The organism is Sorangium sp. So ce302 (assembly GCF_051530145.1).
In the GTDB taxonomy this organism is placed as follows: Bacteria; Myxococcota_A; Polyangia; order Polyangiales; family Polyangiaceae; genus Sorangium; species Sorangium cellulosum_B.
Genome location: NZ_CP150326.1, coordinates 5,448,322 through 5,473,807, shown reverse-complemented (window position 1 = coordinate 5,473,807; position 25,486 = coordinate 5,448,322). Strand labels below are relative to the sequence as shown.

15 protein-coding genes are annotated in these 25,486 nt (G+C 72.4%); 7 read left to right on the top strand and 8 right to left on the bottom strand.

All coding sequences use genetic code 11. The annotated features are described in order from the left end of the window. The first annotated feature begins 1 nt into the window (after position 1). The 3 genes from WME73_RS20680 to WME73_RS20670 all read left to right on the top strand — a co-directional run bounded on the left by WME73_RS20680 (position 2) and on the right by WME73_RS20670 (position 2,528). Positions 2–628: a CDP-alcohol phosphatidyltransferase family protein gene (locus WME73_RS20680; RefSeq protein WP_044965217.1), complete on the top strand. Its 627-nt coding sequence runs from the start codon at positions 2–4 to the stop codon at positions 626–628. Positions 629–743: 115 nt separating this feature from the next. After that, complete coding sequence (locus WME73_RS20675) at positions 744–1,334, top strand: Uma2 family endonuclease (protein WP_437747136.1); 591 nt, start codon at positions 744–746, stop codon at positions 1,332–1,334. Positions 1,335–1,565: 231 nt separating this feature from the next. After that, a complete protein-coding gene (locus WME73_RS20670) occupies positions 1,566–2,528 on the top strand; it encodes an outer membrane protein assembly factor BamB family protein (protein ID WP_437747135.1) in 963 nt (320 codons plus the stop codon). 31 nt (positions 2,529–2,559) lie between these two features. Here the strand turns inward: WME73_RS20670 and WME73_RS20665 are convergent, their stop codons facing one another. Beyond that, positions 2,560–3,294, bottom strand: coding sequence for a hypothetical protein (locus tag WME73_RS20665; RefSeq protein ID WP_437747134.1), 735 nt, complete (start codon positions 3,292–3,294; stop codon positions 2,560–2,562). A 356-nt stretch (positions 3,295–3,650) separates the two neighbouring features. Here WME73_RS20665 and WME73_RS20660 point away from each other — a divergent pair, with 356 nt between their 5' ends. The 3 genes from WME73_RS20660 (at position 3,651) to WME73_RS20650 (ending at position 11,233) form a co-directional block, all read left to right on the top strand. After that, entirely contained in the window at positions 3,651–5,144 is a 1,494-nt protein-coding gene (locus WME73_RS20660) for a hypothetical protein (protein WP_437916842.1), read from the top strand. A 224-nt stretch (positions 5,145–5,368) separates the two neighbouring features. Beyond that, positions 5,369–9,274, top strand: coding sequence for a serine/threonine-protein kinase (locus WME73_RS20655; RefSeq protein WP_437916841.1), 3,906 nt, complete (start codon positions 5,369–5,371; stop codon positions 9,272–9,274). Positions 9,275–9,478: 204 nt separating this feature from the next. Next, a complete protein-coding gene (locus WME73_RS20650) occupies positions 9,479–11,233 on the top strand; it encodes a hypothetical protein (protein ID WP_437916840.1) in 1,755 nt (584 codons plus the stop codon). Between the two features lie 320 nt (positions 11,234–11,553). Here the strand turns inward: WME73_RS20650 and WME73_RS20645 are convergent, their stop codons facing one another. From WME73_RS20645 to WME73_RS20630, 4 genes are all read right to left on the bottom strand, one after another. Continuing rightward, complete coding sequence (locus tag WME73_RS20645; RefSeq protein WP_437916839.1) at positions 11,554–14,910, bottom strand: TIR domain-containing protein; 3,357 nt, start codon at positions 14,908–14,910, stop codon at positions 11,554–11,556. A gap of 95 nt (positions 14,911–15,005) precedes the next feature. Then, complete coding sequence (locus WME73_RS20640) at positions 15,006–15,485, bottom strand: DoxX family protein (protein ID WP_437747127.1); 480 nt, start codon at positions 15,483–15,485, stop codon at positions 15,006–15,008. A 24-nt stretch (positions 15,486–15,509) separates the two neighbouring features. Next, positions 15,510–16,304 carry a helix-turn-helix domain-containing protein gene (locus tag WME73_RS20635; protein WP_437916838.1) on the bottom strand — a complete coding sequence of 265 codons (795 nt, stop codon included), beginning with the start codon at positions 16,302–16,304 and terminating at the stop codon, positions 15,510–15,512. Positions 16,305–16,412: 108 nt separating this feature from the next. Further along, positions 16,413–17,279: a hypothetical protein gene (locus WME73_RS20630; protein WP_437916837.1), complete on the bottom strand. Its 867-nt coding sequence runs from the start codon at positions 17,277–17,279 to the stop codon at positions 16,413–16,415. A 161-nt stretch (positions 17,280–17,440) separates the two neighbouring features. Between WME73_RS20630 and WME73_RS20625 the strand changes: the two genes are divergently transcribed. Next, positions 17,441–18,067 carry a recombinase family protein gene (locus tag WME73_RS20625; RefSeq protein ID WP_437916836.1) on the top strand — a complete coding sequence of 209 codons (627 nt, stop codon included), beginning with the start codon at positions 17,441–17,443 and terminating at the stop codon, positions 18,065–18,067. 31 nt (positions 18,068–18,098) lie between these two features. On the opposite strand, the gene WME73_RS20620 is transcribed toward WME73_RS20625, so the two are convergent. The 3 genes from WME73_RS20620 to WME73_RS20610 form a co-directional block, all read right to left on the bottom strand. Then, the gene (locus WME73_RS20620) at positions 18,099–23,267 is read right to left on the bottom strand and encodes a pentapeptide repeat-containing protein (protein ID WP_437916835.1); all 5,169 of its coding nucleotides are present in this window, start codon (positions 23,265–23,267) and stop codon (positions 18,099–18,101) included. A gap of 161 nt (positions 23,268–23,428) precedes the next feature. Beyond that, positions 23,429–24,022 carry a hypothetical protein gene (locus WME73_RS20615; protein ID WP_437916834.1) on the bottom strand — a complete coding sequence of 198 codons (594 nt, stop codon included), beginning with the start codon at positions 24,020–24,022 and terminating at the stop codon, positions 23,429–23,431. After that, positions 24,019–25,272: an AAA family ATPase gene (locus WME73_RS20610; protein WP_437916833.1), complete on the bottom strand. Its 1,254-nt coding sequence runs from the start codon at positions 25,270–25,272 to the stop codon at positions 24,019–24,021. Before WME73_RS20610 ends, WME73_RS20615 begins: the two co-directional genes overlap by 4 nt. Positions 25,273–25,486: the final 214 nt, after the last annotated feature.

Here is a 25,486-nt window from a genome sequence, read left to right as displayed (position 1 = left end):
CATGCCTGCCGAGAGACCGCCCCATTTCTCGATGCTCCGGTCGTTCGCGCTCGCCGACTTCGTCACGCTGGCGAACGCGGCGAGCGGCACGCTGAGCATCCTGCTTTGCCTGAACTACGTGGCCGAGCGCGAGCGCATCTATATCTGGGTGGCGTTCGGGCTCCTGCCGTTCGCGCTGGCGTGCGACGTCCTCGACGGCACGATCGCGCGCTGGCGCCGCAAGCACTCGCCGCTCGGGGCCGATCTCGACTCCCTCGCCGACGTGGTCTCGTTCGGCGTCGCGCCCGCGGTGCTCGGCTACGCGCTCGGCCTGCGCGGGCCGTGGGACGCCGCCGCCCTCGTCTACTTCGTCGCCTGCGGGATCAGCCGCCTCGCGCGGTACAACGTGACGGCGGCCGAGCTGTCGGACGAGCGAGGAAAGGTGCGCTACTACGAGGGGACGCCGATCCCCACGAGCCTGCTCATCGTGCTGCTCTTCGGGGTGCTGTTTGCCAAGGAGCGCGTGCACGAGCAGCTCTGGCTCGGGTCCATCGCGCTCGGCCCCTGGGCGTTCCACCCGCTCAGCCTGGTCTATGTCGTGAGCGGCAGCGCCATGGTCAGCGGCACGTTGAGGATACCGAAGCCGTAGCGGGGAGGGGCGGGCGCGCGCCGGGGAGGGGCAGGCGCGCGGCGCCGCGCGAGCGTTCAGGTTCGGCGCGCCACACACCCTTGCCTCTTCCTCGGCGTCCAGGCAGCCTCCGGTCATGGGTCAACCCGCCGAGAAGGAGCCCCGCGCCACGTACGCCGACCTCGAAGCCGTCCCGTCGAACAAGGTGGCGGAGCTCGTCCGCGGCACCCTGCACGTGTTCCCCCGCCCGGCGCCGCGGCATGCGCGAGCCGCGTCCCGGCTCGGGGGGAAGCTGTCCGGCCCCTTCGACCTGGGCGAAGGCGGGCCCGGCGGCTGGACCATCCTGGTCGAGCCTGAGCTGCACCTCCCCGACCCGCGCACGCCTGGTGAGTTCGACGTGCTCGTGCCCGACCTCGCCGGCTGGCGGGTCGAGCGCATGCCCGAGCTGCCCGAGACGGCCTTCTTCCCGCTCGCTCCCGACTGGATCTGCGAGGTCCTGAGCCCGTCGACCGAGGACGTCGATCGCACGGAGAAGATGCCCCTCTATGCGCGCGAAGGCGTGCTCCACGCGTGGCTCGTCGATCCAATCCGGCGCACCCTCGAGGTCTTCTCGCTCGCCGCGGACAGGGGCTGGGAGCCCGGCCCCGTCCACCGCGACGCGGCGCGGGTCCGGGTCGTGCCCTTCGAGGCCATCGAGATCGATCTCTCGGTGCTCTGGGCGAAGTAGCGGAGGCGAGTCCCCGGTCCGGCGGGCCGCGCACGGTCGCTCTCGATCACGGGCACCCGGCGGCGATAGACTGTCCGGATGCGGCCCTGCTGGAGCTGTGGTGCCTCGCTGGAGGCAAGTCGTGATGGGATCGCATGCCCGCGCTGCGGCGCAGATGCCCCCGGCGTCGCAGGCGCGGCTGCGCCGCGGGGCGCGCCCGCGCCCGCGCCGGGGCCATCGCGGGCGACGAAGGTGCTCCTCGCCGCGGCGATGGCCGCGGTCGGGATCGGCTTCGCGGTGATGTTCTTCGCGCGCGTCGACCCGCCGCAGGAGCCCGCGCCGCGCGCGCGCCCGCTCTCCACGCAGCTCGACGCCCTCTGCTTCGTGGACGCGAACGGCGACGACGCGCCCGACCCGGTGCTGTGGCAGGACGGCAAGACCCGCGGGCGCGTGGTGGCCGTCGATGGGCGCAGCGGGCAGGGGATCTGGGCCTCGCAGCAGATCGAGGAGCCGGACGCGCTCGCCTGCGCGGACCCGAACATGGTGCTCGCGGGCGGGGGCGACGCCGCGCTGCGCGCGCTCGACGCCCGCACGGGCAAGGAGCGCTGGGTGGCGAACCTCCCCGGGGTCCCCGACGAGATCGCGGGGGGCGACGGCTGCGCGACCGTGGTGATGAAGGACGGCACGGCGACCGGGATCAAGCTCGAAGGGGGCGGGGCGGCCGACTGCCCGACGGCGCCGCAGCCGTCGGCGATCACGGGGCACTTCTGGGAGCGCAAGAAGAACCCCCAGGTGGTCCAGGCCGGCGGCGTGGAGGTCGTGCTTGCCGCGCCGGCCGGGGGCCCGCCGCGGCTCACCGCCGAGGGGCGGCGGGGCAGCGAGTCGCTCTGGAAGAAGGAGCTCGCCGCGCGCGCGCCGCTCTCCGGCGGGCGGCCCGACCTGTTCCTCGTCGCGAGCGGCGGCGCCGCCGTCGTCGTCGGCGTCGACGTGGTGAACGGCACCGAGCCGCGGATCATCTCCCTCGATCCGGTGTCCGGGGCCGCGCGGTACGAGCGCGCCGCGGCCTACCTCGGCGACCGGCTCACGGCGGCGAAGGCGTCCGGCCCCTACGTCTACGTCATCAGCGGCGCCGCGGTGAGCGGCGCCGCGCTGCGCGCGATCGATCCGGCGACCGGAGAGACCGCGTGGCGCGCGACCACGCCGCCGTCGCCGTGAGCCGGTCGCCGGCGTGGCCCGCGGCGCGCCCTCAGCAGAGGCAGCCCACGAACGTGCCCGAGAACAGCGGTCGCTCCATCACGGCGGCGCCGCACGTCGGGCACGTATCGCCGAGCTTGAGCTCGCGGGGCTGCGGCGCCGGCTTCGCCGGCTGCGCGGAAGGGGACGTCCCCACGACGGCGAGCGGCTGGAACTCCACGATCGACACGCGCGAGAACCCCTGCCTCGGCGTGGCGCTGCGCTGCGGCGACGTCAGGAGATCCTGCTTGCTGCGGACCGGCAGGATGGGCCGCGACATGTTGATGTACGCGAGCTCGATCGTGTAGAGCGCCGGATCGAGCATGCGCGGGTCCTCCGGCTGGACGATCCCGTGCTGGAAGGCCTCGATCAGCATGTCGACGTCCGTCCTCGCGTTGCGGTTGCGCGCGGCGTCGACCAGGAAGAGGCCATTGCCGTAGTAGGCGGCGTTGAGCCAGAAGCCGGTGCCCGCGGTGTGGTAGCCGCCGGTCGCCCACTTGTACCCGCGCAGCGAGCGCACGTGTGTCGTCAGCGCGTTCGCGAGCGCGTACGACGTCATGCCGAGGGGCAAGAGGCTCACGAGCGCCGCCGGGTGGAAGTTCAGGCAATCGCTGCAACAGACAGGCACCGTCGGCACGAGCGCCTGCGCCGGATCGATGCAGACCTGGACTTCCGATTCGCTGCGATAGCAGCCGGTAAAACACGAATGCCGCTCGACGGCGGCCAGGAGCGCGGCGGGAAGTGCCATGCGGGGAACTATACCGTCCACGAGGGCGCATGGCTGCCACGAGGCGCAGCGGCGCCGCCGTTGTCCGAGGCGTGCGCGCCGCGGCGAGCCCAGGTGTTCGCGACGTTCGCGCGCACGTGCCCGCGTGGTCGCGTCTCGCATCTCGCCTGCTCGCACGATTGCGAGCAGACGAGCGCAATTGCGTCCTTCGTGCGCCTGTCACAGGATCGCTGCGTGCTGATCGCCGTACACCCTGAGCGCTTGCTCTGCTGCCGGTGCGTCCTCGATGGAGAACGCGCGGAGCGGCGCGTGCTCCGGTGCAGCGCGGGCGTCAGCGCCTCGTGTCCATCGGAGTGCCGCGCGGACGCACGGACGGCGTGACGGGGCGAGAGCGTTCGCTGCTCGTTGCGCTCGCCGGCGCGCTCTCGGCGCTGCTCCCGGCGCTCGCGCTCTCGGGGTTCACGGTCGACGACGCCCTGATCACGGCGCGTTATGCGCACCACCTCGCCCGGGGACTGGGCTACCGCTTCAACGCGGCCGGGCCGGTGACCGACGGCGTGACGCCGCTCGGGTGGGCGTTCGTGCTGGCGCCGTTCGCGGCCGGCGGGCCGCTCGCCGCGCTCGCGGCCGCGAAGGCGCTCGGCGCCCTCGCGTGGACGCTCGCCGCCGGCGTCCTGGCGCTCGCGATCGATCGGGCGTCCGCTCGTCCCATCCGGTTCGCGGCGCTCGCGCTCGTGCCGGCGTCGGCGCCGCTCGCCGCCTGGAGCGTGGCGGGCATGGAGACGGGCGTCGTCGCGGCGCTCGGGGCGCTCGCCGTCGCGTTACCGGCGCTCGGCGGCGCCCTCGGCGGCGCGGCCTGCGCCGGGGCCGCGGCGGCGCTCCGGCCGGAGCTCCTGCCGTTCGCGCTCGTCGTCGCGCTCTCGGCCCAGGCGGCTCCGCGCCGCGACGCCGCAGCGGACGCGCCGCCGCGGCCCGCGTGGGCGCGAGCGCTCGCCGCGCTCGCGCTCGCGGGCCTCCCCTTCGTCGCCGTGGCCTTCGCGCGCCTCTCGATCTTCGGGCGGGCCGCGCCGCTCGCCGCGCTGGCGAAGTCGCCGGACGCGGCGCTCGGGGCCCGGTACGCGCTCGCGTGTCTCCTCCTGACCGGGCCTGCGGCGCTGATCGCGCCGGCCGCGTGGCGCGCGCTCCCCGCGTGGCCGCGCGGGCTGCTCGCGGCGGTCGCGGTGCACTTCCTCGCGGTCGCGGCGGCGGGCGGCGACTGGATGCCGCTGTCGCGGCTCGTCGTCCCGGCGCTGCCCGCCGTGGTGCTCGCGGCGGCCCACGTCGCCTCGGTGGCCGACGCGCGCGCCACGGCGCTCCGGCTCGCGCTCGCGCTCGCGGGGGAGCTCTTCGTGATGGTCCGGGTCGGGCCGACCGCCGCGCGGGTGGGCAGCGACCGGCTGCGCGTCGTCGAGGAGCTCCGCGGCGCGCTCGCCGGGGCGGAGGTCGTCGCGGCGCTCGACATCGGCTGGCTCGGGGCGGCGACGGGCGCGACCCTCGTCGATCTCGCGGGGGTCACGGATCCGGCGATCGCGGCGCTGCCCGGCGGGCACACAACGAAGCGGATCCCCGGGGCGCTGCTCGACGCGCGCCGGGTGGACGCGCTGGTGCTGCTGCTCGCCGAGGGCGAGGCGCCCGCGTCGCCGTGGCCCGCGTCGCGGTTCGCGCGCGGGGTGGAGCAGCGCGTCGCGCGCCTGCCCGGCGCTGGCGACGCGTTCGCTCCCGTGGCGGTGAGCGGCGTCCCGCACCTCCGCTACCTCGTGCTGCGGCGGCGCGCAGACGACGCGGACGCAGGCAAAGCGCCCCGTGACGCGGGCGCGCAGCGCGACAGGTAGGTGAGCCGGCGAGGCGCGCCGGTGCGCCAGCGTGTGCGCCGCGCCGACGCGAGCGCCTGCGCCGCGACATGCGTCCCTGGGAGGTGGCTCGGCCAGGGGATCGGCCGCGGTGAGCCGGCGCGCACGCCGCGCGGCGTCGAGCGAAGTGACAGTGGACGGACGGCGCGCGCCGCTGGCACGCTGTGCGATAGCGGCAGAGCGCCCGCCAGGAGCGCGTCAGCTCGATGCAGGCAGGAGAGGTCGTCGACGACCGGTTCGAGATCGAGGAGCACGCCGCCTCGGGCGCGACGGCGCGCGTGTACCGCGCGCGCGACCTCCGGTCCGGCGAGCTCGTCGCGCTCAAGCTCCTCCAGACAGCCGCGACCGCGTCGCTGAGCGCCCTCGCGCGCGAGCACCTCGCCCTCGCGACGCTCGCGATCCCCGGCGTCGCCCGTTACGTCGCGCACGGAGCGACGGGCGGGGGCCGGCTCTACCTCGCGATGGAGTGGCTCGATGGCGAGACCCTCTCGGAGCGGCTCGATCGCGGCCCGCTCACGCTCGCCGAGGGCCTCACGCTCGCCGCGCGCATCGCCGAGACGCTCGCCGCCGTCCACCAGCTGGGGTTCGTGCACTGCGACGTGAAGCCGGGCAACCTCATCCTCGAGGGCGGCGACCTCCAGCGCGTCCGGCTCATCGACTTCGGCGTCGCGCGCTTCTCCGGGGATGATGAGGAGGAGTTCCCGACGCTCGGCGACATCCGCGGCACGCCCCAGTACATGGCCCCGGAGCAGGCCCGCGGCGAGCCGCAGATCGACGCGCGCGCCGACGTGTTCGCGCTCGGCAGCGTGCTCTTCGAGTGCCTCACCGGGCGCGCCGCGTTCGGCGGCAGCGACCCGCTCTCGGTCCTCATGAAGGTCCTCCTCGAGGAGCCGCCGCGGCTCAGGGAGCTCCGCGACGACGTCCCGGCCTGGCTCGATCGGCTCGTCGCGCGGATGCTGTCGAAGGCGCGGGAGTCCCGGCCGCGCGACGCGGGCGTCGTCGCGGCGGCGCTCGCCTCGGAGGCGCTGGATTCACGCCTCGACGCGGGCCCGCCGTCGCTTCAGCCCCCGTCGTCCCACCCGCCGGCGCAGCGCGGCCGCGAGATCACGACCAGCGAACGGAAGGTCATGTGCCTCCTCCTCGCCCGGGAGGGCCAGGCCGACGCGGAGGCGACGCTCTCCGACGTCGAGGACGAGGCGAGGGCGCGGGCGATCCGCGAGATCGTCGAGCGCCACCGCGGCCGGATCGAGCTCCTGGAGGCGCGGTGGCTGCTCGTGACGCTCTCGGGATCGGCCGCGCCCACCGACCTCGCGGCGCAGGCGGCCCGCTGCGCCCTCTCGCTCAGGGAGCTGCTCGGCGGCGCCCGCCTCTCGCTCGTCATCGGCCGGGCCGAGGTCGCCGCGCGGCTGCCGGTCGGCGCGGTGATCGATCGCCTCGTGCAGCTCGTGCAGGGCAGCCGCGAGCCCCTCCATCCGGCGGCGATCCGCATCGACGACACGACCGCGGGCCTGCTCGGCGCGCGGTTCGACGCCACCCGGGACGCGTCGGGGTGCTGGCTCCACGGCGCGCGCGAGGAGCCCGAGACGCAGCCCTCGCTCCTCGGCCGGCCGGCGCCCTACGTCGGGCGTGAGCGCGAGCTCGGGCTGATCGAGGCCGAGATCGACGCCTGCTTCCGCGGGGCGGCCCCGGGCGCGGTGCTGGTGACGGGCGCGGTGGGGTCGGGCAAATCGCGCCTCTGCTACGAGCTCGTCCGCGCGCTCCGGTCGCGCAGCGAGCCCCTCGCGGTGTGGCTCGGCCAGGCGGACCCGATGAGCGCCGGCTCCGCCTTCGGCCTGCTCCAGCGCGCGCTCCGCCGCGGGCTCGGCCTGCGCGACGGCGAGCCGATCGAGTCGAAGCGGCGCAAGATCCGCGCGCGCGTCGAGCGCCGCTGCGGCGCCGCGGCGGCCGCGCGCGTCGCGCCGTTCCTCGGCGAGCTCGCGGGCGCGCCGTTCCCGGACGACGACGACGTGCAGCTCAGGGCGGCGCGGCGGCACCCGCTCCTGATGAGCGACCAGCTGCGCCTCGCGTGGGAGGATTTCCTCGACGCCGAGTGCGCCGCGCAGCCGGTGCTCCTCGTCCTCGACGACCTGCACTGGGGCGACCTGCCGACCGTGACGCTGGTCGAGGCCGCGCTGCGCAACCTGAAGGGCAGGCGGTTCGCGGTGCTCGCGCTGGCGCGGCCCGGCGTGCACGAGCTCTTCCCGGGGCTCTGGGGGCCTCACCTCGTCCGGGAGGTCCGCCTCTCTCCGCTCGCGCCGTCGGGCGGAGAGCAGCTCGTGCGGGAGGCGCTCGGCGCCCGGGCGAGCGCGGAGCTCGTGAGGACGCTCGTCGAGCGCGCCGACGGCAACGTGTTCTACCTGGAGGAGCAGATCCGCGCCGCCGCCCGCGGCCGGACCGCGGCGCCGCCGGAGACGGTGCTCGCGATGGTGCAGGCCGGGCTCGACGCGCTCGACCCGGAGGCGCGCCGCGTGCTGCGCGCCGCGAGCGTCTTCGGCGAGGCGTTCTCCGAGGCGGGGGTCGCCGCGCTCGTGGGCCGGTCGGAGGTCGCGCGCGAGGTCGACGAGCTCGTGCGGCACGAGGCGATCGTGCGGATCGGTCCGCGGAGCGCGGCCGGCGACGCCGCGCTCCGGTTCCGCCACGCGCTCATCCGCGAGGCCGCCTACGGCATGCTGACCGAGGGCGATCGGCGGCTCGGCCACGCGCTCGCGGGCGGCTTCCTCGCGCAGCGCGGCGAGGCCGATCCCATGGCGCTCGCCGAGCACTTCGAGCGCGGCGGCGAGCCCGCGCGCGCGGCCACGGCGTACCTCGCGGCGGCGCGGCAGGCGCTGCGGGGCAACGACCTCGGCGCGGTGCTGGCGCGCGCGGCGCGCGGCGTCGCGTGTGATCCGGCGCCCGTCACCGTGGGTGAGCTCCGCCTGCTCGAGAGCCAGGCGCACTTCTGGCGCGGCGATCTCGCGCTCGCCGAGGAGCGCGCCGCGGCCTCCGCGGAGCACCTCGCGGAGGGATCCGCCGCCTGGTTCGCCGCGCTGACCCGGATCATCATCGCCGCGGGCGCCACGGGCGGCCTCGAGCGCGTCGAGCGCTGGGCCGCCGTCGCGCGCGACACGCCTGCGCCCCTCGAGGACGGGAGCTCCGCCAAGAGCGCCTGCCTGAGCTCCGCCGCGCTCATGCTGATCTTCGGCGGCCGCTATGCGCTGGCCGACGCGCTGCTCGAGGGCGCGGAGCGCGCGATCGAGGGCGCCCCGGCGCCGGATCTCGAGGCCGTGGCGAACCTCCACGAGGCGCGCGCGATCCGCGCGCACGCGGGCGGCGACCCCGGCGCGAGCCTCGCGGGCATCGCGGCGGCGCTCGCGGCGTTCGAGCAGGCCGGCGACGTGCGGCGGGCGTGCATGGCGCGCATGAACCTCGGCTACTCGTACGGCCAGGTGGGTCAGCTCGAGGAGGCCGAGGCGGCGCTGCGCCAGGCGCTCGCCGAGTCGGAGCGCATGGAGCTGCGCGGCACCACGGCGTACGTCCTCCAGAACCTCGGCCTGGTGCTCTCCTACCGCGGCCGGCTCGACGAGGCGAGGTCGGTCGAGGAGACCGCGTGCGCGATGCTGGAGCGCCACGGCGACGTGCGGATGGAGGGCTGCGCGCGCGTCTACCTCGCGAGCATCCTGCTCCTCGCGGGCGATCCCGAGGCGGCGGCGCGCGAGGCGCGGGCCGCGGACGCGATCCTCGAGCGGGCCCCGCCGATGCGCGCCTACGCCGTCGCGGTGCTCGGGCGCGCGCTGCTCCACCTCGGCAGCCCTGGCGACGCGCTCGCCGCCGCCGAGCGTGCGCGCGCGCTGCTCGAGGAGGTGGGCGTAGAGGAGGGCGAGTCGGTGGTGCGCCTGGTCTACGCCGAGGCGCTGTCGGTCTGCGGGCGTGGCGCCGACGCCGCGCAGGCGATCGCCGAGGCGCGCGATCGCCTGCTCGCGCGCGCCGAGAAGATCAGCGACGGCGCGTTCCGGGCGCACTTCCTGGAGCGGGCCGTGGACAACGCGCGCACGCTCGAGCTCGCGCGGGCGTGGCTGGGCGAGGCGGCGGAGTAGCCGAGCGCGCTCGTCGCTCCAGGCGAGGCGCGCTGCGCGGTCCGCGCGCTCGCCGCTGCGCCGCCGGGGTGGCCTGCGCCGTAGTTCTCCGGTCGATCCTACCGCGAGCGAGCGGGCGGCGCGACCTCCTGACCGCGAGCGAGCGGGCGGTGCTACGCCCCGTCGGAGGGCGGTCGGCCAGGTCGTTTACACTGGGAGGCGGCGATGAGGAGCCGCCCTTTCATCACGCTGCGCCTCCCCAGGGTCGTTCATCCGGGCGAGACGTTCGACGTCGGGCTCTCGCTCGAGAGCGCCGCGAAGACGCCCATCAACTTCGTGCGCGTGGCCCTGCGGCACACGCACGAGCGGCTGGTTCCGGTCGAGGGGACCTTCGAGGTTCGCGATCTGCTCCTCCTCAGCGAGGAGGTGGCCGGGGAGGGGCGGCTCGGCGAGGGGATTCACCGCTACCGGGTCTCGTTCGCGCTGCCTGGTGATCTCCCGCCGACGTTCGCCGGCGCCTTCCAGGCGTGCCGGTGCGAGGTCCGCGCGCACGTCTCCATTCCGTGGTGGCTCGACGCGCGGGAGAGCCAGGAGGTCCTCGTCCGGCCCAGGTCCGCTCGGCGGCCGGAGGACGAGCCGTTCATCGACGCGAGCCACCGGGGGCGCGGCGCCTTCGTCGAGGTGTCGCTGCCGGGCCGGACCCTCACCCCGGGCGCGATCGTGACCGGGGCCGTCGCCTTCGGGGGTCTCCCGGGGCGCTATCCCTTTGGGCTCCGCGTCGCGCTGGTCGGCAATGGGGTGGAGCAGGTGAACGCGCGCAGCGGTTCGTACGAGAGCTGCCCGAACGTGTTCTTCCAGGATGTCACAGGGATCGCCGAGGGAACGGAGGTGCCTTTCCGCATCTCTCTGCCGGGCGATCTCGCGCCGTCCTTCCGCCTCCGCGAGGTTGCCCTGGAGTACGCGCTGGAGGTGACGATCGAGCACCTGGCGGGCGGGGAGCTGGTGCGGCACCGCGTGCCGGTGATCGTTGGCCTGTTCGAGCCGCGGACCGGGCGCGATGGAAAGCGGCCCCGGATCGGCGCGGATCGCTGGCGCGCGGTCTGGGCGCGCGCGGGGCGGCGGGTGGGGCTCTCGCTGGAACGGGGGCTGCGGCTCCGCGGCGTGCGCGCGGGGTGCACCGTCGAGGTGGCCTCTGCCGTGAAGGGGTTGAGGGCCGGCCTGGGCGCGACGGTGCGGTTCGCGGAGCCCTGGGGGTTGCGCCTCGACGTGCAGTGGCGGCGCGTGCTGGAGCTCGATGGGCTGGAGACGGGGGACGAGGGATTCGATCGGCGCTTCCGGGCGGCGGGACGGGAGGAGGCGCAGGTGCTGGCCGTGCTCGGGCCTGCGCTCCGGCGTGCGCTGCGTGCTTTCCATCGGGCCGACGTGGACGACAGGGAGGCGTGGGTGTGGAGCGCCGCGGAGGCGTCGGACGAGCACGCGCTCGACGCGTTCCTGGCGCAGGTCAACGCGCTCGCGCAGGCGCTCGCGGAGGCCGGCGCGGCGCTGCCGCCGCCGGCGGCGATGGCGGCGTGGCTGCCCGCGTGGCACCGCTTCGCCGAGGAGAGCGACGGGGCGCTCCGGGTCGGTTCGATGCGGCTCTCGGGGACGCTCGAAGGGGCGCGGTTCGAGCTGGAAACGCTGTTCAAGGGGGCCGTTCCGGCGAGGACGCGGGTCTCGTTGCGGCTGGATCCGTCGATCGAGGGCGCGGCCCGGCCGAGGAACACGGCGGAGCAGGGGATCGCAGCGGCGATCCTGGAGCAGGCGGCGCGCCTCGGTGGGGTTGCGGATGCGGAGGAGGGGGTCGCGGTGGCGCCTGGCGCGATCGCGGTGGTGATCGGGGCGCCGCTCGCGGATCCGGCGGCGGCGCGGGAGGTGTTGCGGCCCATGCTGGCGCTCGCGCGGCAGATGCGGGGGGAGGGGCGGGGCGGGCCGTATCGGTGAGGGGGAGCGAGGGCGGTGACGAGACATGGCCGGGGGCTGGTCGGCAGGGCAGGCGAGGATGTCGGATATGGCCTGGGGCCTGGTCGGCGGGGCAGGTCAGTATGTCGGAGATGGCCCGGCGGCTGGTCGGCGGGGCAGGTCGGCATGTCGGAGATGGCCCGGCGGCTGGTCGGCAGGGCAGGCGGGCATATCGCGATATGGGCGGGGGACTGGTCGGCAGGGCAGGCGAGGATGTCGAGACATGGCCGGGGGCTGGTCGGCAGGGCACGCAGCATGTCGCGACAAGGCCAGGGGTGCACCCGGGGACCTGGCCTTGGGAGCTACCCGGATTTCCCTCGGAGCGCTTCAACCGCGCGCCGGATGCCCCTCGCCACGTCGGTCCAGGCTTCATGGCGATCCGGCCAGCTGGTGACCGGTCTGGCATCCCTGGGTAGCACCTGGAATCTGGCAAATGACGCGCTTTGCCAGTCGGTCGGCCGAAGGATGACCGGGATGACGCTGGCCTTCCCGGCATCGTGGCGTGCGAGGGCGCGCTTCATCTCGTTGTTGAAGCAGTAATCCGAGTCGAGGAAGTTCGCGCTGACGAGGAGAAGGATCACGTCGGCCTCGTCGAGGTGCTCGTCGATCTGGCCAACCCACGCCTCGCCGCCGATGATGCGGCGATCATGCCAGCTCTCGAGGAGACCCTCGCGTTTGAGAAGGGCGAGGTGGTTCTCCAGCTCGTCGCGAAGAGGCTCGTCCTCGTGGGAATAGCTGAAGAAGAGGCGGATGGCCTTCTTCACGGGGTCAGCTGGTGCCGGAGTTGTGAAATAGAGATGCCAGAGGTTGCCGTTTGCGTCTCCCGCACAGAGAAGCTCATGCGAAACAGCCATGCTGACGAATGAGCAGGATCCGCGCACTGTCTCCAGGCATTCCCCTGTAGAAGCTTTCCATATTTTGAGTGTCCTGTCGTTGGAGGCCGACACGATACGCTGGCCATCGGGGCTGAGCGCGCATACATTGACCCCATCGGAGTGGCCTTCGAGGGTGGCGAGCAGCTGCCCGGTCGCGAGGTACCACACCCTGAGCGTCCTATCACTGGAGGCCGAGACGATGCGCTGGCCATCGGGGCTGAATGCGCAGGCATTGACCCCATCGGAGTGACCTTCGAGGGTGGAGAGGTGCTGCCCCCACACCTTGAGCGTCCTATCGTAGGAAGCCGAGACGATGTGCTGGCCATCGGGGCTGATGACACAGGCATTGACCGATTTGGAGTGGCCTTCGAGGGTCAAGAGGAGCTGTCCGGTTGCAACGTCCCAGACCTTGAGCGTCCTGTCCCGTGAGGCCGAGACGATGCGCTGGCCATCGGGGCTGAATGCGCAGGCATTGACAGAATTGGAGTGGCCTTCGAGGGTGGAGCGGAGCTGCCCGGTCGCGAGGTCCCATACCTTGAGCGTGCTGTCGTCGGCGGCCGAGACGATGCGCTGGCCATCCGGACTGATCGCGCAGGCATTGATCCAATGGGAGTGGCCTTCGAGGGTGGAGAGGAGCTGCCCGGTCGCGAGGCCCCATACCTTGAGCGTCTTGTCGTAGGAGGCCGAGACGATGTGCTGGCCATCCGGGCTGATCGCGCAGACATTGACAGAATCGGAATGGCCTTCGAGGGTGTAGAGGCTCTGCCCGGTCGCGAGGTCCCACACCTTGAGTGTTTTGTCGTTGGAGGCTGAGACGATGCGCTGGCCATCTGGGCTGATCGCGCAGGACTTGACCACATAGGCGTGGCCTACGAGGGTGGAGAGGCTCTGCCCGGTCGCGAGGTCCCATGCCTTGAGTGTTTTGTCGTTGGACGCGGAGGCGATGCGCTGGCCATCTGGGCTGATCACGCACGATTTGACAGAATCGGAATGGCCTTCGAGGGTGGAGAGGAGCTTCCCGGTCCCGAGGTCCCATACCTTGAGCGTTTTGTCGTTGGAGGCCGAGACGATACGCTGGCCATCTGGGCTGATCGCGCATGCATTGACCGACCAAACATGGCCTTCGAGGGTGGAGAGGAGCTTCCCGGTCCCGAGGTCCCATACCTTGAGCGTCCTGTCGTCGGAGGCGGAGACGATGCGCTGGCCGTCGGGGCTGATCGCGCAGGCATTGACCCGACCGGAGTGGCCGTGCAGTGTGCGCTCCTCTCCAGTCCACATCCGTACCGGATGCCGCAGCCGGATCTTCGGCAGGCTACGCGGGAACTGCACTGTCCGCGCAATTTGTTCCGCCTCCCACCCGGCCGAGCGCAGCCGGTTGTAGACCAGCTCCGGCAGCGCCTCCTGTGCTTCGCGGAGCCAGTGCGACTCGGCCCGCACCGCCCGATAGAGCAGGTCGATCTCGCCATCTCCGAGCTCCTTCGCGCTCAGGCGCAGCGCATCCTCGAGCGCCGAAGGCCCATCCTCGCGACAGAGCGCCTCCAGCAGCCCGAGATCCCGACACAGGCCCCGCATCTTCTCCCGCTCGCCCGCCGCGAGCGCGTGTGCGAGCGCATGGCGCGCAGCATACCGCTTCCGGAAATCGCTCTCCCTCGTTCCCGTCGGCCACCGCGCCGTCGTCTCCAGCAGCCGCCGGTGCAGTTCGGCCATGCGCTTCGGCCCGAGCTTCTCCGCGACGAAGGCGCGAAACGCCTCGTGGTACGGCCGGTACGCCCGCGCGCCGCGCCACGACGCCGGCTCTTCCAGGAGCAGCGTCCGCGCGGCGCGAAGGAAGTCCTCCCCGGTCTCCACGTCCTTCCACCCCGCCGCCGCCTCGACCTCCTCAAGCGGCAGCGCCTCGCGCGCCGCGCAGACCAGCCCCAGCCCGCTAGCGACCAGCCCGAACTGCTCGCGCGGCAGGCTCCGGAGCTGCTGCCAGATCTGCTCCAGAAACCCGCTCAACCCGCGCGGCAGGCGCTCCACGCGCCGCTGCTCGACCGGCTGCTCTTCGAGCCATTCCCTGAGCTTCACCGCATAGAGCAGGTTCCCCTCCGCCCGTATGACCGCCTCCTCGACGAGCCTCGGGTCGAGCTTCGGCATGAAGCGAGGCGCCTGATCGCCCCAGAAAGCGCGGCAGGCCTGCTCGTTCGAGCCCGCCCACGCGGGCGCGTCGAGGTCGATGCGCCGCACGTTCCCGCGGCTCTCCAGCCACCCGAGGTGCGGGTACTGCGGGCGCGAGGCGCAGAGCGCATGCACGCGCGGCGGCAGCGCGTACGGCAGGAAGCTCGGCAGCGGGTTCTGCCCGGCGCCGTCGCTCCGCGCCTCGTCGAGGCCATCCACGACGAGCACCAAGCGCTCTCCGCGGGGGGCGAGCTCGTGCTTGGAGACCTTCGCCAGGAGCTCGAGCAACCGGCTCTCCGGCCGCGCTTCGGTGTCCTTCTGCGCCGGGTAGAGCGCCTCGATCTGCGCTGAGAGGGAGCGCGCGACCGCCTCGGGGCGATCCCAGTCCATGACGTCGCGCCGGAGGAAGTGGTGCGGCGCCCTGTGGCCGCGCTGCTCCTGCACGTCGAGCCATCGGGAGAGGATCGCGCTCTTGCCCATGCCAGGCCCGCCCGTGACGAGCACCCAGCGGCCTGACGTCGCCGCGCCGTCGAGGTGGCGATCGATGGCTGCGAGCACGTCCTCTCGACCGAAGAAGCGCTCGTGGCGGCTGCGCTCGATGCCGAAGTCGATGAGGTCTCTCGCCACGGCGGCAGTCTAACAGACGACCTCCTTGTGCCGCCGCGTGGTTGCCGCTGGCCGAAGATGGAGCAGGGACGTGGGGCAAAGCGCTCGACTGAGCGCTAGTTCGTCCGGTTCCGGTTCGTCCGCTCCCCGCCACGGCTACTGGTCGCCACGGCGATCGTCGCGCCGACGAACACGATCTGCATCACCGTTCGCGGCCCGAGCGGCGTCACCGGGCTGCCGCCCAGGCTGAGCCCCGCGCGCGCCGCATACACGTTCGCAGGGAACATCGCCACGAGCAGCACCGTCAGCCCCGCAGCCGCCCACGGCGCGAGCCGCGGAACCAGGAGCGCCGCCGCGCCTGCGATCTCCAGGACCCCCGTCGCGGCCACGAGGAGCTCGGGGTAGGGCAGCGCCGGCGGCACCATCGCCACCAGCTCGGCGCGCCGGCTCCCGAAGTGGGCCGATCCGGTCAGCAGGAACATCGCCGCGAGGGCGTACCGCAAGCACGTCACCCAGCTCCCGAGGTGCCTGACGCCGAGGCGCCCGAGGACAACGAACAGCGCGAACGAGATCGAGAGAACGAGGAGAGGTGCCATGCCCTCAAGGTGGCGACCCGCTCCTCACCCGTCTTGAACGAGCTGGCTACGGCGTCTCAGATCGGATGGGCTCACCCCGAACATCCGTCGGAAGGTCCGGGTCATGTGCGCCGCGTCCGCGAAGCCGGCCGCGCTGGCGGCCTCCGAGAGCGCCGCGCCGCCGGCGATCGCCGCCCCGGCGCGCTCCAGCTTGAGCCACAGGAGGTACGGGCGCAGCGGCACGCCGACGCTCTCCGTGAAGGTGTGCATGAACCGCCCCGGCGAGAGCCGCGCGATGCCGGCCAGGGCTTCGAGCGACGTGTCCGCGTCTCCGCCGCTCGCCCGCAGATGGCGCAGCACCCGCTGGACCCCGGGGTGCCTCGGCCTCGGCGAGGACGCCGGGACCGCGATCCCCAGCGCCTCGAACACGCCGGGCAGCGCCGCCGAGAGCCCGGCCTTTCCGCGCTCGGCGATGCGCGACCGCAGCCGATCCGCCATCTCGCTGCCCATGACCTCGATGGGCGACGCCCCGAGCGCCTGGGCGAGCCCATCGCCAACGTCGCTCTCCGGCTCGATGAACACGATGAGCACACGGACGCCCGACGCGTCGATCGCGTGCGCGGTGTCCGGGGCCGTGAGGACGGCGCCTCCCGGCTGGAACGCGCCCCTGTCGGCCGTCTGGATCTGGAGCTCCCCGTCGAGCGCCAGCACGAGGTGCCAGCAATGGTGGGCGTGCAGCGTGCTCCGCTCTCCAGGGCCCCACGTCGCCAGCACGGAGGGCCACGGGCGCAGGGTGCCCACGGGCGCGGCGAGGCCTGTCGTTCTCGGCGGGAGGAGCATCGGTCCGGAGTCTACCCGGACGCAGCGAATGCCCGGCGAGGGCTCACCGCGCGAGAGCCGAGACTCTCCCAGTGTGCGCCTGCGCGCGCGGTCAGCCGAGCTGCCGCCCTACCGTCCGATGCGCGCGCGGATGGCGGCGCGCGTCTCCGCCGAGAGCGTGTCGAGGTAGGAGTCGGACAGGGCGTGGAGCACTTCGTCCGGCAACGCCAGCAACACCTGCTCGGGCGGCAGCCCCGCCACGCGCTGCTCGGGCGGCAGCCCGGCCATGCGCTGCTCGGGCGGCAGCCCGGCCATGCGCTGCTCCGGGGCGTACGCCGACAGCACCCGCTCGGGAGGGAGGGTGGCCAGGAGCTTGCGGACAACCTCGTCGAAGCCCTCCAATTCATGAATTTCCATGGCGATCTCCTCGGCTCCAAGCTGCTGCGAGAGCCACCTTCGGGCCTCGACGGTCCGGGCCTCGCCGTGCCCGAACAAGCGTAGCAGATCGTCGTCCTCTGCCTCCGCCGCTGCGTCGATCTCGACGATGAGCAGCGCGAATGCCCCGCCCTCGACCCGCCAGTAGCCGCCGCCGAGGTCGCCCCATTCCATGCCGAGCTCGGCCACATCCGCGTCGAGCGACCTGGTGCGCGACGGGACGAGCAGCACGCCGCACAGGTCGCTCCGCCGCTCGATCCGTTCCGGCTCGTCGGCGCAGTACAGGTGCAGGTAGCTGCACAGCCGGTCGAGGTTGCGCCTTCGGTAAGGCCGGCCGATGCTCTTGAACTCGACGATGGTGTCCCTGGGCAAGAGGTCCCAGAGCTTCTTCAGCGTGCCCGCGGGCTCGCTCGGCCCCGCGCTCCGGCGCAGCAACAGGTAATCGGCGCGGAGCGGCTCGTTCGAGAGCGGCACCTCGCTGCGCACCTCGAACCGGCGCGAGCCCCGTTGGTTGAGCAATGCGACGAGCAGCACGTGCCAGGCCGTCCGGGTCGAGCCCATCGTGCGCCGTCTACAGGCCTGTCCAGATCGGGGCCAACAATCCGTGCTGCCAGCGCGGCGAATCTCTGCCACTGCCGCGCGCCGATCGGGGGCGAGCTATCCGCGACCACGGCCGGCTGGACGCTGGACAACCATCGCCGTCCAGGATTCTCTCATCCCGGATGACAGCTCGCCGGTTCAAGCGCGGCAGCCCCGGGCTCGCCGTCGCCTACGTCCGCATCTCCACGGACGCCGCGTGCGCCTCCGCTGCAGCGCAGCGCGAGGCAATCGAAGCCTGGGCCAGCCGGGAAGGCGTCGACATCGCGTCCTGGCACGAGGATCGCGGGGAGGACATCGGCGACCGGCCCGGCTTCGCGGCGGCGATCGAAGCGCTCACCCTCGCCGGCGCCGGCCTGTTCGCGGTCGCGAGCGAGGACCGCGCCAGCATCGCGGGGATCAGCGGCCCGTACCGGTCCGCCGCGGGCGAGCGCGGCGCGCGCCTCGTGACCGCCGACGGGAGCGGGATGCCGGATGGGACGCACGGCTGCCCGATCTGCGGCGATCCCTTGGAGCTGTGGCCGCGCCACCCGCGCGCGGTGTGCGGGCTCTGCAAGCATGAGGCCACGGACGAGGCCGGGCGGCATCTCGAGTTCTTCAACACGTCATTTGGCGGCGGCTTCGGGGCGCGCTACGCGGATACCGGCGAACCTCGGGACAGCCACGCGTGCGTCATCCGGGGCGTGAGGTGCCGCGCCGACGAGGCGCGGTTCGGCGGGATCGTGATCGAGGCGATCGGCGAGAAGCCGTAATGATTCGGGCTGGCAGCTCGACAACCCGCGCTCAGCCCCGTCCGAGCGCAGGCCGCAAGGGGAGCACCGGCTCGTCGTCCGGCATGCGCAGGCCAGGGAGCAGCGCATCGAGCTCGCCCGGCTCGAAGCGGCAGAGGCTGGCGGCGTGCCAGAAGCCGCCCGCGATGTCGCCGCCGAGCTTGTAGCGGCCGTCGGGCCGGAAGGCGACCCAGCCCTCGGGGAGCTTGAGGAGCACGGCGAGACAGGCGCCAGTCCGCACGTCCCAGAAGCGGATGGTGCCGTCGGTGGAGCTGGAGAGCAGCCTCTCTCCATCCGGCATGAAGGCCACGCTCACGACCTCGCCGGTGTGCCCCTGGAGGACGCGCGCCATGTAATCGGCGGACACACGCCAGAGGAGAACGTTGCCGTCGTCGGACCCTGATGCGAGCCATGCACCGTCGGGGCTGAAGGTCAGGCACTTCACCTGGCCGGCGTGGCCGCCCAGCGCGCGCTGCTCGCCGCCATCGACGAGAGGCCAGAGGCGGACGGTCGTGTCGTCGGAGCCCGAGGCGAGCGTCGCACCATCAGGGCTGAACGCCACGCTCCTCACGACACGACCATGGCCTTCCAGCACGCGCGCTGCTCCTTCGCCGTCCACCTTCCAGAGCCGGATGGTTCGATCGAACGATCCCGAGGCCAGCGTCTTGCCGTCAGGGCTGAACGCCACGCTGCTGATTCCATCTTCGTGTTCTTCCATCACGCGAAGCGGCTCCGATGTCTCGGTGCGCCAAAGTCGCACTGTCCCGTCGAGCGAGCCTGACGCGATCATGCTCCCGTCATGGCGAAAGGCGATATCCATGATGCGATGATAATGCCCCTTCAACACGTGCGCCGTGCCGTCTTCGCCGAGACTTCTGAGCCGGACCGTGTGGTCGCGCTGTGCGAACGCCAGCGTTGTGCCGTCAGGGCTGAAGACCAGCTTCGCGGAGGAGATGACGCGATCCACGAGCGGCGGCACCGCAGTCCAAGTCGACATCCGCCAGATATGAATGCCAACGTCTTCGGAGCCGAGCGCGAGCGTCCCGCCATCGGTGCTCAACGCCATGGCCATGGACACGCTCGGCTGTCCTTCCAGCACGCGCACGGCGCCACCCGTCGACACATGCCACAGGCGCACCGTGCTGTCCTTCGAACCAGAGGCGAGCGTCGCGCCGTCGGGGCTGAACGCGACGCTCGTCACGGCGGCGGAGTGGCCCTCGAGCGCGTGCAACGCGACGCCTGATCGATTCCACAGCTGCACGGATCCGTCTCCCGCGCTGGAGGCGAGCGTCGCGCCGTCGGGGCTGAACGCGACGCTCCTCACGCTTCGCAAGTGGCCCTTCAGCGTGTGCCGCTGCTCGCCCGTCGTGACGTGCCAGAGGCCAATGTCGTAGTCCGCGGAGCCGGAGGCTAACGTGCCGCCGTCGGGGCTGAACGCGATGCTGAGCACGCCAGCCCGGTGGCCGCTCAATACGCGAAGCACGTCGCCTGTCGCGACCTTCCAGAGCCGGATGATGGTGTCGTGAGCGCCGGAGGCGAGCGTCGCGCCGTCGGGGCTGAACTTGACGGCCATCACTCCATCCAGATGGCCGTGGAGCACGGCGATTTGTCGGAAGGTGGCCACCTGCCAGAGCCGGACGGTACAGTCAGAAGATCCGGAAGCCAACGTCTCGCCGTCAGGGCTGAACGTCACGCTGTTCACATGACGAGAGTGCCCCTTGAGCACGCAGAGCACGTTGCCAGTCGATACGTCCCAGAGCCGGACGGTGCAATCGTCCGAGCCGGACGCGAGCGTATCCCCGTCAGCGCTGAAAGCGATGCTCGTGACCCAGTCGGAGTGGCCGTTCAGCCTGCGCAGCGCGCTCCCGGTCGCCATATCCCACAGCACAATCCCGTGGGAGTGACCCGATGCGAGCAAGGTCCCATCGGGGCAGATCGCTACAGCGTTGCACCGGCTTCCTTGCACCCACGTCGGCTCGAACCTCGCCGCATCCGGCATCGCCGCGCCGAACGTGTCGCACCCGTCGAGCTTCGCCCCCCGTGTCCCCACGAGCTTCGCCCCGCGCAGCCTCGTTGAGGCGAGCTTCGCCCCGGTCAGATCCGCGCCCACAATCCGCGCTCGCACCGCCGTCGCCCCGGTCAGGTCCGCCCCGCAGAGCGCCGCCCCGGAGAGGTCCGCCCCCTCGAGCAGCGCTCCCCCCATCTGCGCCCCGTTCAGGTTGGCCCCCACGAGCTTCGCCTCTCTCAGGTCCGCCCCCCGCAGATCGCACCCGCAGAAGTTCTTCCCCGACAGATCCTGCCCCCGCAGATCCGCCCCTGCGAGGTTCATCTGCTCGCACACCCCAAGCGCCGTCCGCCCGTCGATCCGAAGCGCGTTCGCCGTCGCCACCGTCCCCCACGCCCCGCCGAGCGCCTCCCGTACCCACGTCTCCGTCGCCTTCCGTCCCGCGAGCGCCCCGAAGAAATCCGCCATCAGGTCGCTCACGTCCCGCTGCGCGAGCGCCGCCGACTCCCCGGAGCGCTGCACCTCTTCGGCCGCCTCCCGCGCCACGAGCCACTCGAGCACCGACTGATGGATGAACCGGAAGTTCTCCTGGTCGTCCCACACGAGCAGCGTCCCCGACCCGATCTGGTGCACCGTCACCCCGAGATCGAGCTCGTGCCGCCCGAGCGCCTGCAATGCCGCGATGAGCTCCGCCGGCAGCTCGCGGATGTTCACGCTCTGCTCCGTCCGCTGCCACAGCCGCGTCGCGAGCTCCGTCACCGCACGCCACCGCTGCGCCACCGACAGCCCAGGCTGCGCGCCCTTCGGGTGCGCGCGCTCGTACTCCCAGACGAGCCACCGATCCAGGAGCAGCTTGTAGAGCCCCGCCGAGGTGATCTCGCCGTCTCCCGCCTTCGCTTGCCGTAGCTGCGCTGCCTCGATCTCGGCGATGAACCCCAGCATCCGCGGGTTCGCCGATAGGCCGAGCAGGTCCTTCACCTCTGCGAGCAACTGAATGCGCTCGTCAGCCGCCGCCTCGCTGTCGAGCCGGTTCACCAGAAACCTGCGGATCTGCGCCCCGGTGAACGGCTGCAGCCGCACGAGCCGATAACCGGGCAGCAAGGCGGCTCGCTCCGCGAGCGCCGACCTCACCTGCTGCTCCGAGATGAAGTGCTGGCTCCGGCTCGTGACCACCACTTTCGCCGCCTTGCCCTGCGCCGCCTGGATCAGCGTGTCGAAGTGCTCGACCGCGCGGTCGTACGTCACGCGGAAGGCGAGCTCGTCGAAGCCGTCGAACAGGAGCACGATCCGCCCCTCGGCCAGCATGTGCCGGAACGCGGGCAGATCGATCTTGCCGAGCCCCGCGAGCGCCAGGTGCTGCGCGATGAGCGCGTTCAGGTCGCGCGCCTTCTCCAGCGCGCGCATCTCGATGAGCACCGGCGTCAGCGGGCCGCCCGCCTTGCCCATCCGCCGCGCGAGCTCGTGCAGGAGGAACGTCTTGCCCGTACCGAAGTCGCCGAGCACCAGCACGAACCGGCTGTGCTCCGAGTCGAGCAGCTCTGCGATGGCGTCGAGCGCGCGCTCGCGCACCGCCTCCTCCTGGCCCGTCGTGAGCGCGACGCGCTGGTCGACGTAGAGATCCGGCGGATACGTGAGGTCCCGCTCGAGGCTCGCGTTCTGCCACGCCAGGTAGCCGCGGAAGTCGATGAGCCCCTGGTACTCGAGGAACCGCACGAGGCGCACGCGCCGCGCGCTCGCGTAACGCACGAGCTCCTCCGGCGCGGGCTCGCCGCCGTAGACCAGCGTGGACACGAGGCCGGGATCCTCGCGCCGGTACGAGGCGTCGATGCTCTCGATGAACGCGGAGACCGCCTCGGTCGAGATGCCGCTCTCGAGCGCCGCCAGCGGCGCGATCCGGACGATGCCGCCCTCGTTGACCGAGACGCGAAGGTAGACGCCGAAGGGGAGGGGCGCGTTGAACCACTCGATCTTCACCCCCTCGGGCTCGCGGAGCCTGCACACGCGCTCGACCCGCGAGAGGAAGTCGTCGCTGCGCCCTTCCCCTGGCAGGAGGATGTCGTCGCCGTGCGGACTCGCGTGGCCGCCCCGCGCGCTCGCCGGGAGGCGGCGCAGCCTCGGGCCCCGCCCGGCGTGCTCGGCGCGCGCAGGCGGAAGAAAGCGCCTCAGAAACGCGACGAGGAACGCCGCCGAGGCGCGGCACGCGAACGCGCGGAAGCTGTCGTCCTTGTCGTGATCGGCGTGATCCGAGACGGCCTTCGCGATGATCGACCGCCGCCCGAGGCGCTCCGCGACGTAGCCGATCGCCGCGGCCTCCATCTCGACGCCGAGCACCTTCCGCCCGATCGGCTTCAGCCGCTCGAACAGCCCCGCGTCCTCCTGCACCGCCTTGCCCGTGGCGATCGGGCCGATGTGCACGCGGAACGGCCGGGCCGGCGGCGGGCCGTCCGGGTGGAGCAGGCGATCCCGGCGGACCTGCGCCACGCCCGCCTCCGTGAGCTCGAGGCCGCCGTCGCCGATGCGGAGCACGCCCGCCGCCTCCAGCTCGCCGATGCGCTCGGTCCAGCCCGGGCACCGCGCCGCGCGCTCCGGCCGCGAGACGGGCGGCGGTCCCCCCTCCACCTGGCTCTCGTAGAGCGCGTGCCGGAGCCACCACGCTTGCGACGGCTTCGACGGCGGGCGCTCGGCCGCGAACGCCGCCTGCCGCTCGAACTCGCGCGCGAAGAGCGCGGCATCCATGTTCCACGTGCGCTCGAGGTTGTACGTCTCGATGTCGTGGAAGAACGCGCCCTCGCCGCCGGGGTGGGCGACGCGCTTGCCCTCGTCGTAGCTGTAGACCCGGTCGGCGACGATGACGTCGCCGAGCGACACCTCGCCGCGCTTGCCGGCGCAGATGCCGCACATCGCGAGGCACCCCGGATCGAGCTCCTCGATGAGCCCCTGCGCCCTCGCCGCCGCCGCGCTCCCGCCCATCCGGCCCGACCACGCAGCGGCGACGCGGAGCGGCTCGCCGCGGTCGTTCGCGACGTCGCGGACGTAGTACGGGAACCCGCCCGGATCCCGCGCCTCCCGCCAGCCGTCTCGACCGCCCTCGCCGAGCGCGAGGACCGCCTCGAGCTCGTCCTGCAGCGCGGTGACGATCAGCGCGTCGACGCGCCCTGTAACGATGTCTGCCGGCACAGGTCCACTCTAACAATAAGCGCTCACGTTCCGGGCTCGGTCTGGGTCGAGGCCTGATCGAGCGCTCGTCGCCAGGACCTGAGCCGGGCCCCGGTCTGGCGATCCCGTCGTTTTCAAGGCTCGGTCCAGGTCGAGACCCGGCCGGCTTCGCCCGCCCCCGTTCAGGCGCTGACGTCGCCTCCGCGCACGAGCGCGGTGAGCGCCTTCACGATCTCCAGGATCGCCTCCACGCGCTGTCGGATGCAATCGCGCACAGCGCGATCCGGTTGCCACGAGATCCTGTTGAAGATCGCGTCGCGGGCGTTGACGTCCTTCTGGAGCGCCTGCGCCACGAGCGATCTCGCGAGGTCCTTGTCGCATTGCTCGGCTGCCTTGATGACGGTCTCCGTGTTCTCCTTCAGCAGGAAGACGTGGAGCCGCTCCGGAGCGTCGCACCTGTCCTTGATCGCACGCACCACCGCCGCGTCCTCGGCGCTCTCCGTGATTCCCTCATGCTTGAGCTGGTGGCGTATGGCGTCGTTGTCGACGAGCACAAAGACCTGCTGGCCCTTCGCGCTCAAGCGGCGGATGTCCTTCCGGCAGCTCCGCAGCAGGTTCTGCACGCCCTTCATCGGCCGGCCGTCGAGCTTCCTCCGGAGCGCGAAGCGGTCTTCCCCGGCGTCATCGGTCACGCACGCGACGACGCGGTTGTGAAGGCCGAACTCCTTCTCCGGGCCCCGCTGATCTTCGTACAGGATCACCGCGAGCGGGGTCACGCCCCCTCCCGCCGCGTCAGGATCGAGGCCGCGTGGCCGGCTCCCCGCACGTCACCGAGCCCGCGGTAGTCCGTGAGCCAGTCTCGCAGCGCCTCGGGGTCGGGCCGCACGAGCCTCGTGGCGCGGCGCTCATCGAGCTCGCAGAGGACGACCGAACGGGCCGGGTCGGAGAGGCCGTCGAGCAGCCGGTCGGAGTGCGTCGCGAGCAGCACCGGCCGCTCCTTCGCCATGGCCTCGAAGAACCCGAGCACGCGCTGGAGCAGCTCGGGGTGCAGGTGCGTCTCTGGCTCGTCGAAGGCGATGAGGCTCTTCTTCGTGTTCAGCCGGTGGAGGGCCACGAACGCGAGGTACGCGAGCGTGCCGTCGGAGATCGCGAACGAGGGGATCTGCTCGTCGAGGCCGGCGTACTTGATCCGCAGGGCGATCGAGCCGCCGCCTGGATCCGCGCGCACGTTGACGGACTCGACGTCGGGACCGAGGCCCAGACGGACGTAGTCCATCGTCTCGCGCCAGTGCGCCTCGGAGAAATCGTTCTTGAGCGCGCTCCATGCGTTCGGGAGGTTGGCCCCGAAGCGCGAGAGCGCCTCCGCCGGCTCGATCGTCGCCGCGCCGCGCAAGGGCGAAGGCTGGCCGCGCGAGCGCTGCACCCAGCGCGCCGTGGTGTCGAAGGGGACGTGGACGTCGATCGCGCGGAGCACGGCCAGCGCTTCACGCACGAGCCAATGCGGTGGGAACTCGCCGAACGAAGAGAGCGCCAGCCGCCTGGGATCGATGGCCCTTTCGATGGGTGGAGTTTCTGTCGCATCGATCAGAAACCTGAAGGAGCTGCTCCTGGAGAGCCCCCCCTCGCGCGAGATGATACCGATACGTTGCTCCACGACAGCGTCGCTGTCATCGACTTCACCGCGGACCCAATCAAGGCGCTCGCGCAGGATGACTCCGCTCCTGTCGAGTGCGAAGGCGTACTCGTACCTGGTGTAGGAGTCACCGTCGGGCGCGAAGACCAGGCCGAGCTCCAGGTGCTCGGCGCCGACGCGGAGCAGGCTCCCGAGACCGCCGTGGATCTTGTTCAGATCCTCGAAGAAGCTCTCGCTGGCCGCGCGCTGTAGCAGCTCGCATGCCTCGATCAGGCTGCTCTTGCCGCTGCCGTTGTCCCCGATGAGGACGGTGAGACCGTCGAGCTGAAGCCGCACATCGGCGAGCGAGCGCAGCCCCTTTGCGAGAATCTCCGTGATGCGGTTGTCCGACATGACGATCGCTACCGGCCCGCGGTGCGGTCCGCGGCGCCCTCGTAAGTACCCCAAGCGTGTGGGCACGGCGTACCTTTTGTCCTTGCCGGTCCGTCCGTCGGTGGCGCATGCGGAGCATCAGCGAAGGCTAGCGCGCCGCTTGCGGTCACCCGGCCGGCTCCGCTGCCCGATGACCTCGCGCGCGCCCCGTAGCCCTTCCGGCGAAGTCCTGGCT

What these genes read in the sequence shown, in the direction of transcription:
- WME73_RS20650 (WP_437916840.1), top strand. Translation starts at nt 9,479, where the DNA reads ATGAGGAGCCGCCCTTTCATCACGCTGCGCCTCCCCAGGGTCGTTCAT.
- WME73_RS20680 (WP_044965217.1), top strand. Translation starts at nt 2, where the DNA reads ATGCCTGCCGAGAGACCGCCCCATTTCTCGATGCTCCGGTCGTTCGCG.
- WME73_RS20610 (WP_437916833.1), bottom strand. Translation starts at nt 25,272, where the DNA reads ATGTCGGACAACCGCATCACGGAGATTCTCGCAAAGGGGCTGCGCTCG.
- WME73_RS20640 (WP_437747127.1), bottom strand. Translation starts at nt 15,485, where the DNA reads ATGGCACCTCTCCTCGTTCTCTCGATCTCGTTCGCGCTGTTCGTTGTC.
- WME73_RS20630 (WP_437916837.1), bottom strand. Translation starts at nt 17,279, where the DNA reads ATGGGCTCGACCCGGACGGCCTGGCACGTGCTGCTCGTCGCATTGCTC.
- WME73_RS20635 (WP_437916838.1), bottom strand. Translation starts at nt 16,304, where the DNA reads ATGCTCCTCCCGCCGAGAACGACAGGCCTCGCCGCGCCCGTGGGCACC.
- WME73_RS20625 (WP_437916836.1), top strand. Translation starts at nt 17,441, where the DNA reads ATGACAGCTCGCCGGTTCAAGCGCGGCAGCCCCGGGCTCGCCGTCGCC.
- WME73_RS20655 (WP_437916841.1), top strand. Translation starts at nt 5,369, where the DNA reads ATGCAGGCAGGAGAGGTCGTCGACGACCGGTTCGAGATCGAGGAGCAC.
- WME73_RS20665 (WP_437747134.1), bottom strand. Translation starts at nt 3,294, where the DNA reads ATGGCACTTCCCGCCGCGCTCCTGGCCGCCGTCGAGCGGCATTCGTGT.
- WME73_RS20675 (WP_437747136.1), top strand. Translation starts at nt 744, where the DNA reads ATGGGTCAACCCGCCGAGAAGGAGCCCCGCGCCACGTACGCCGACCTC.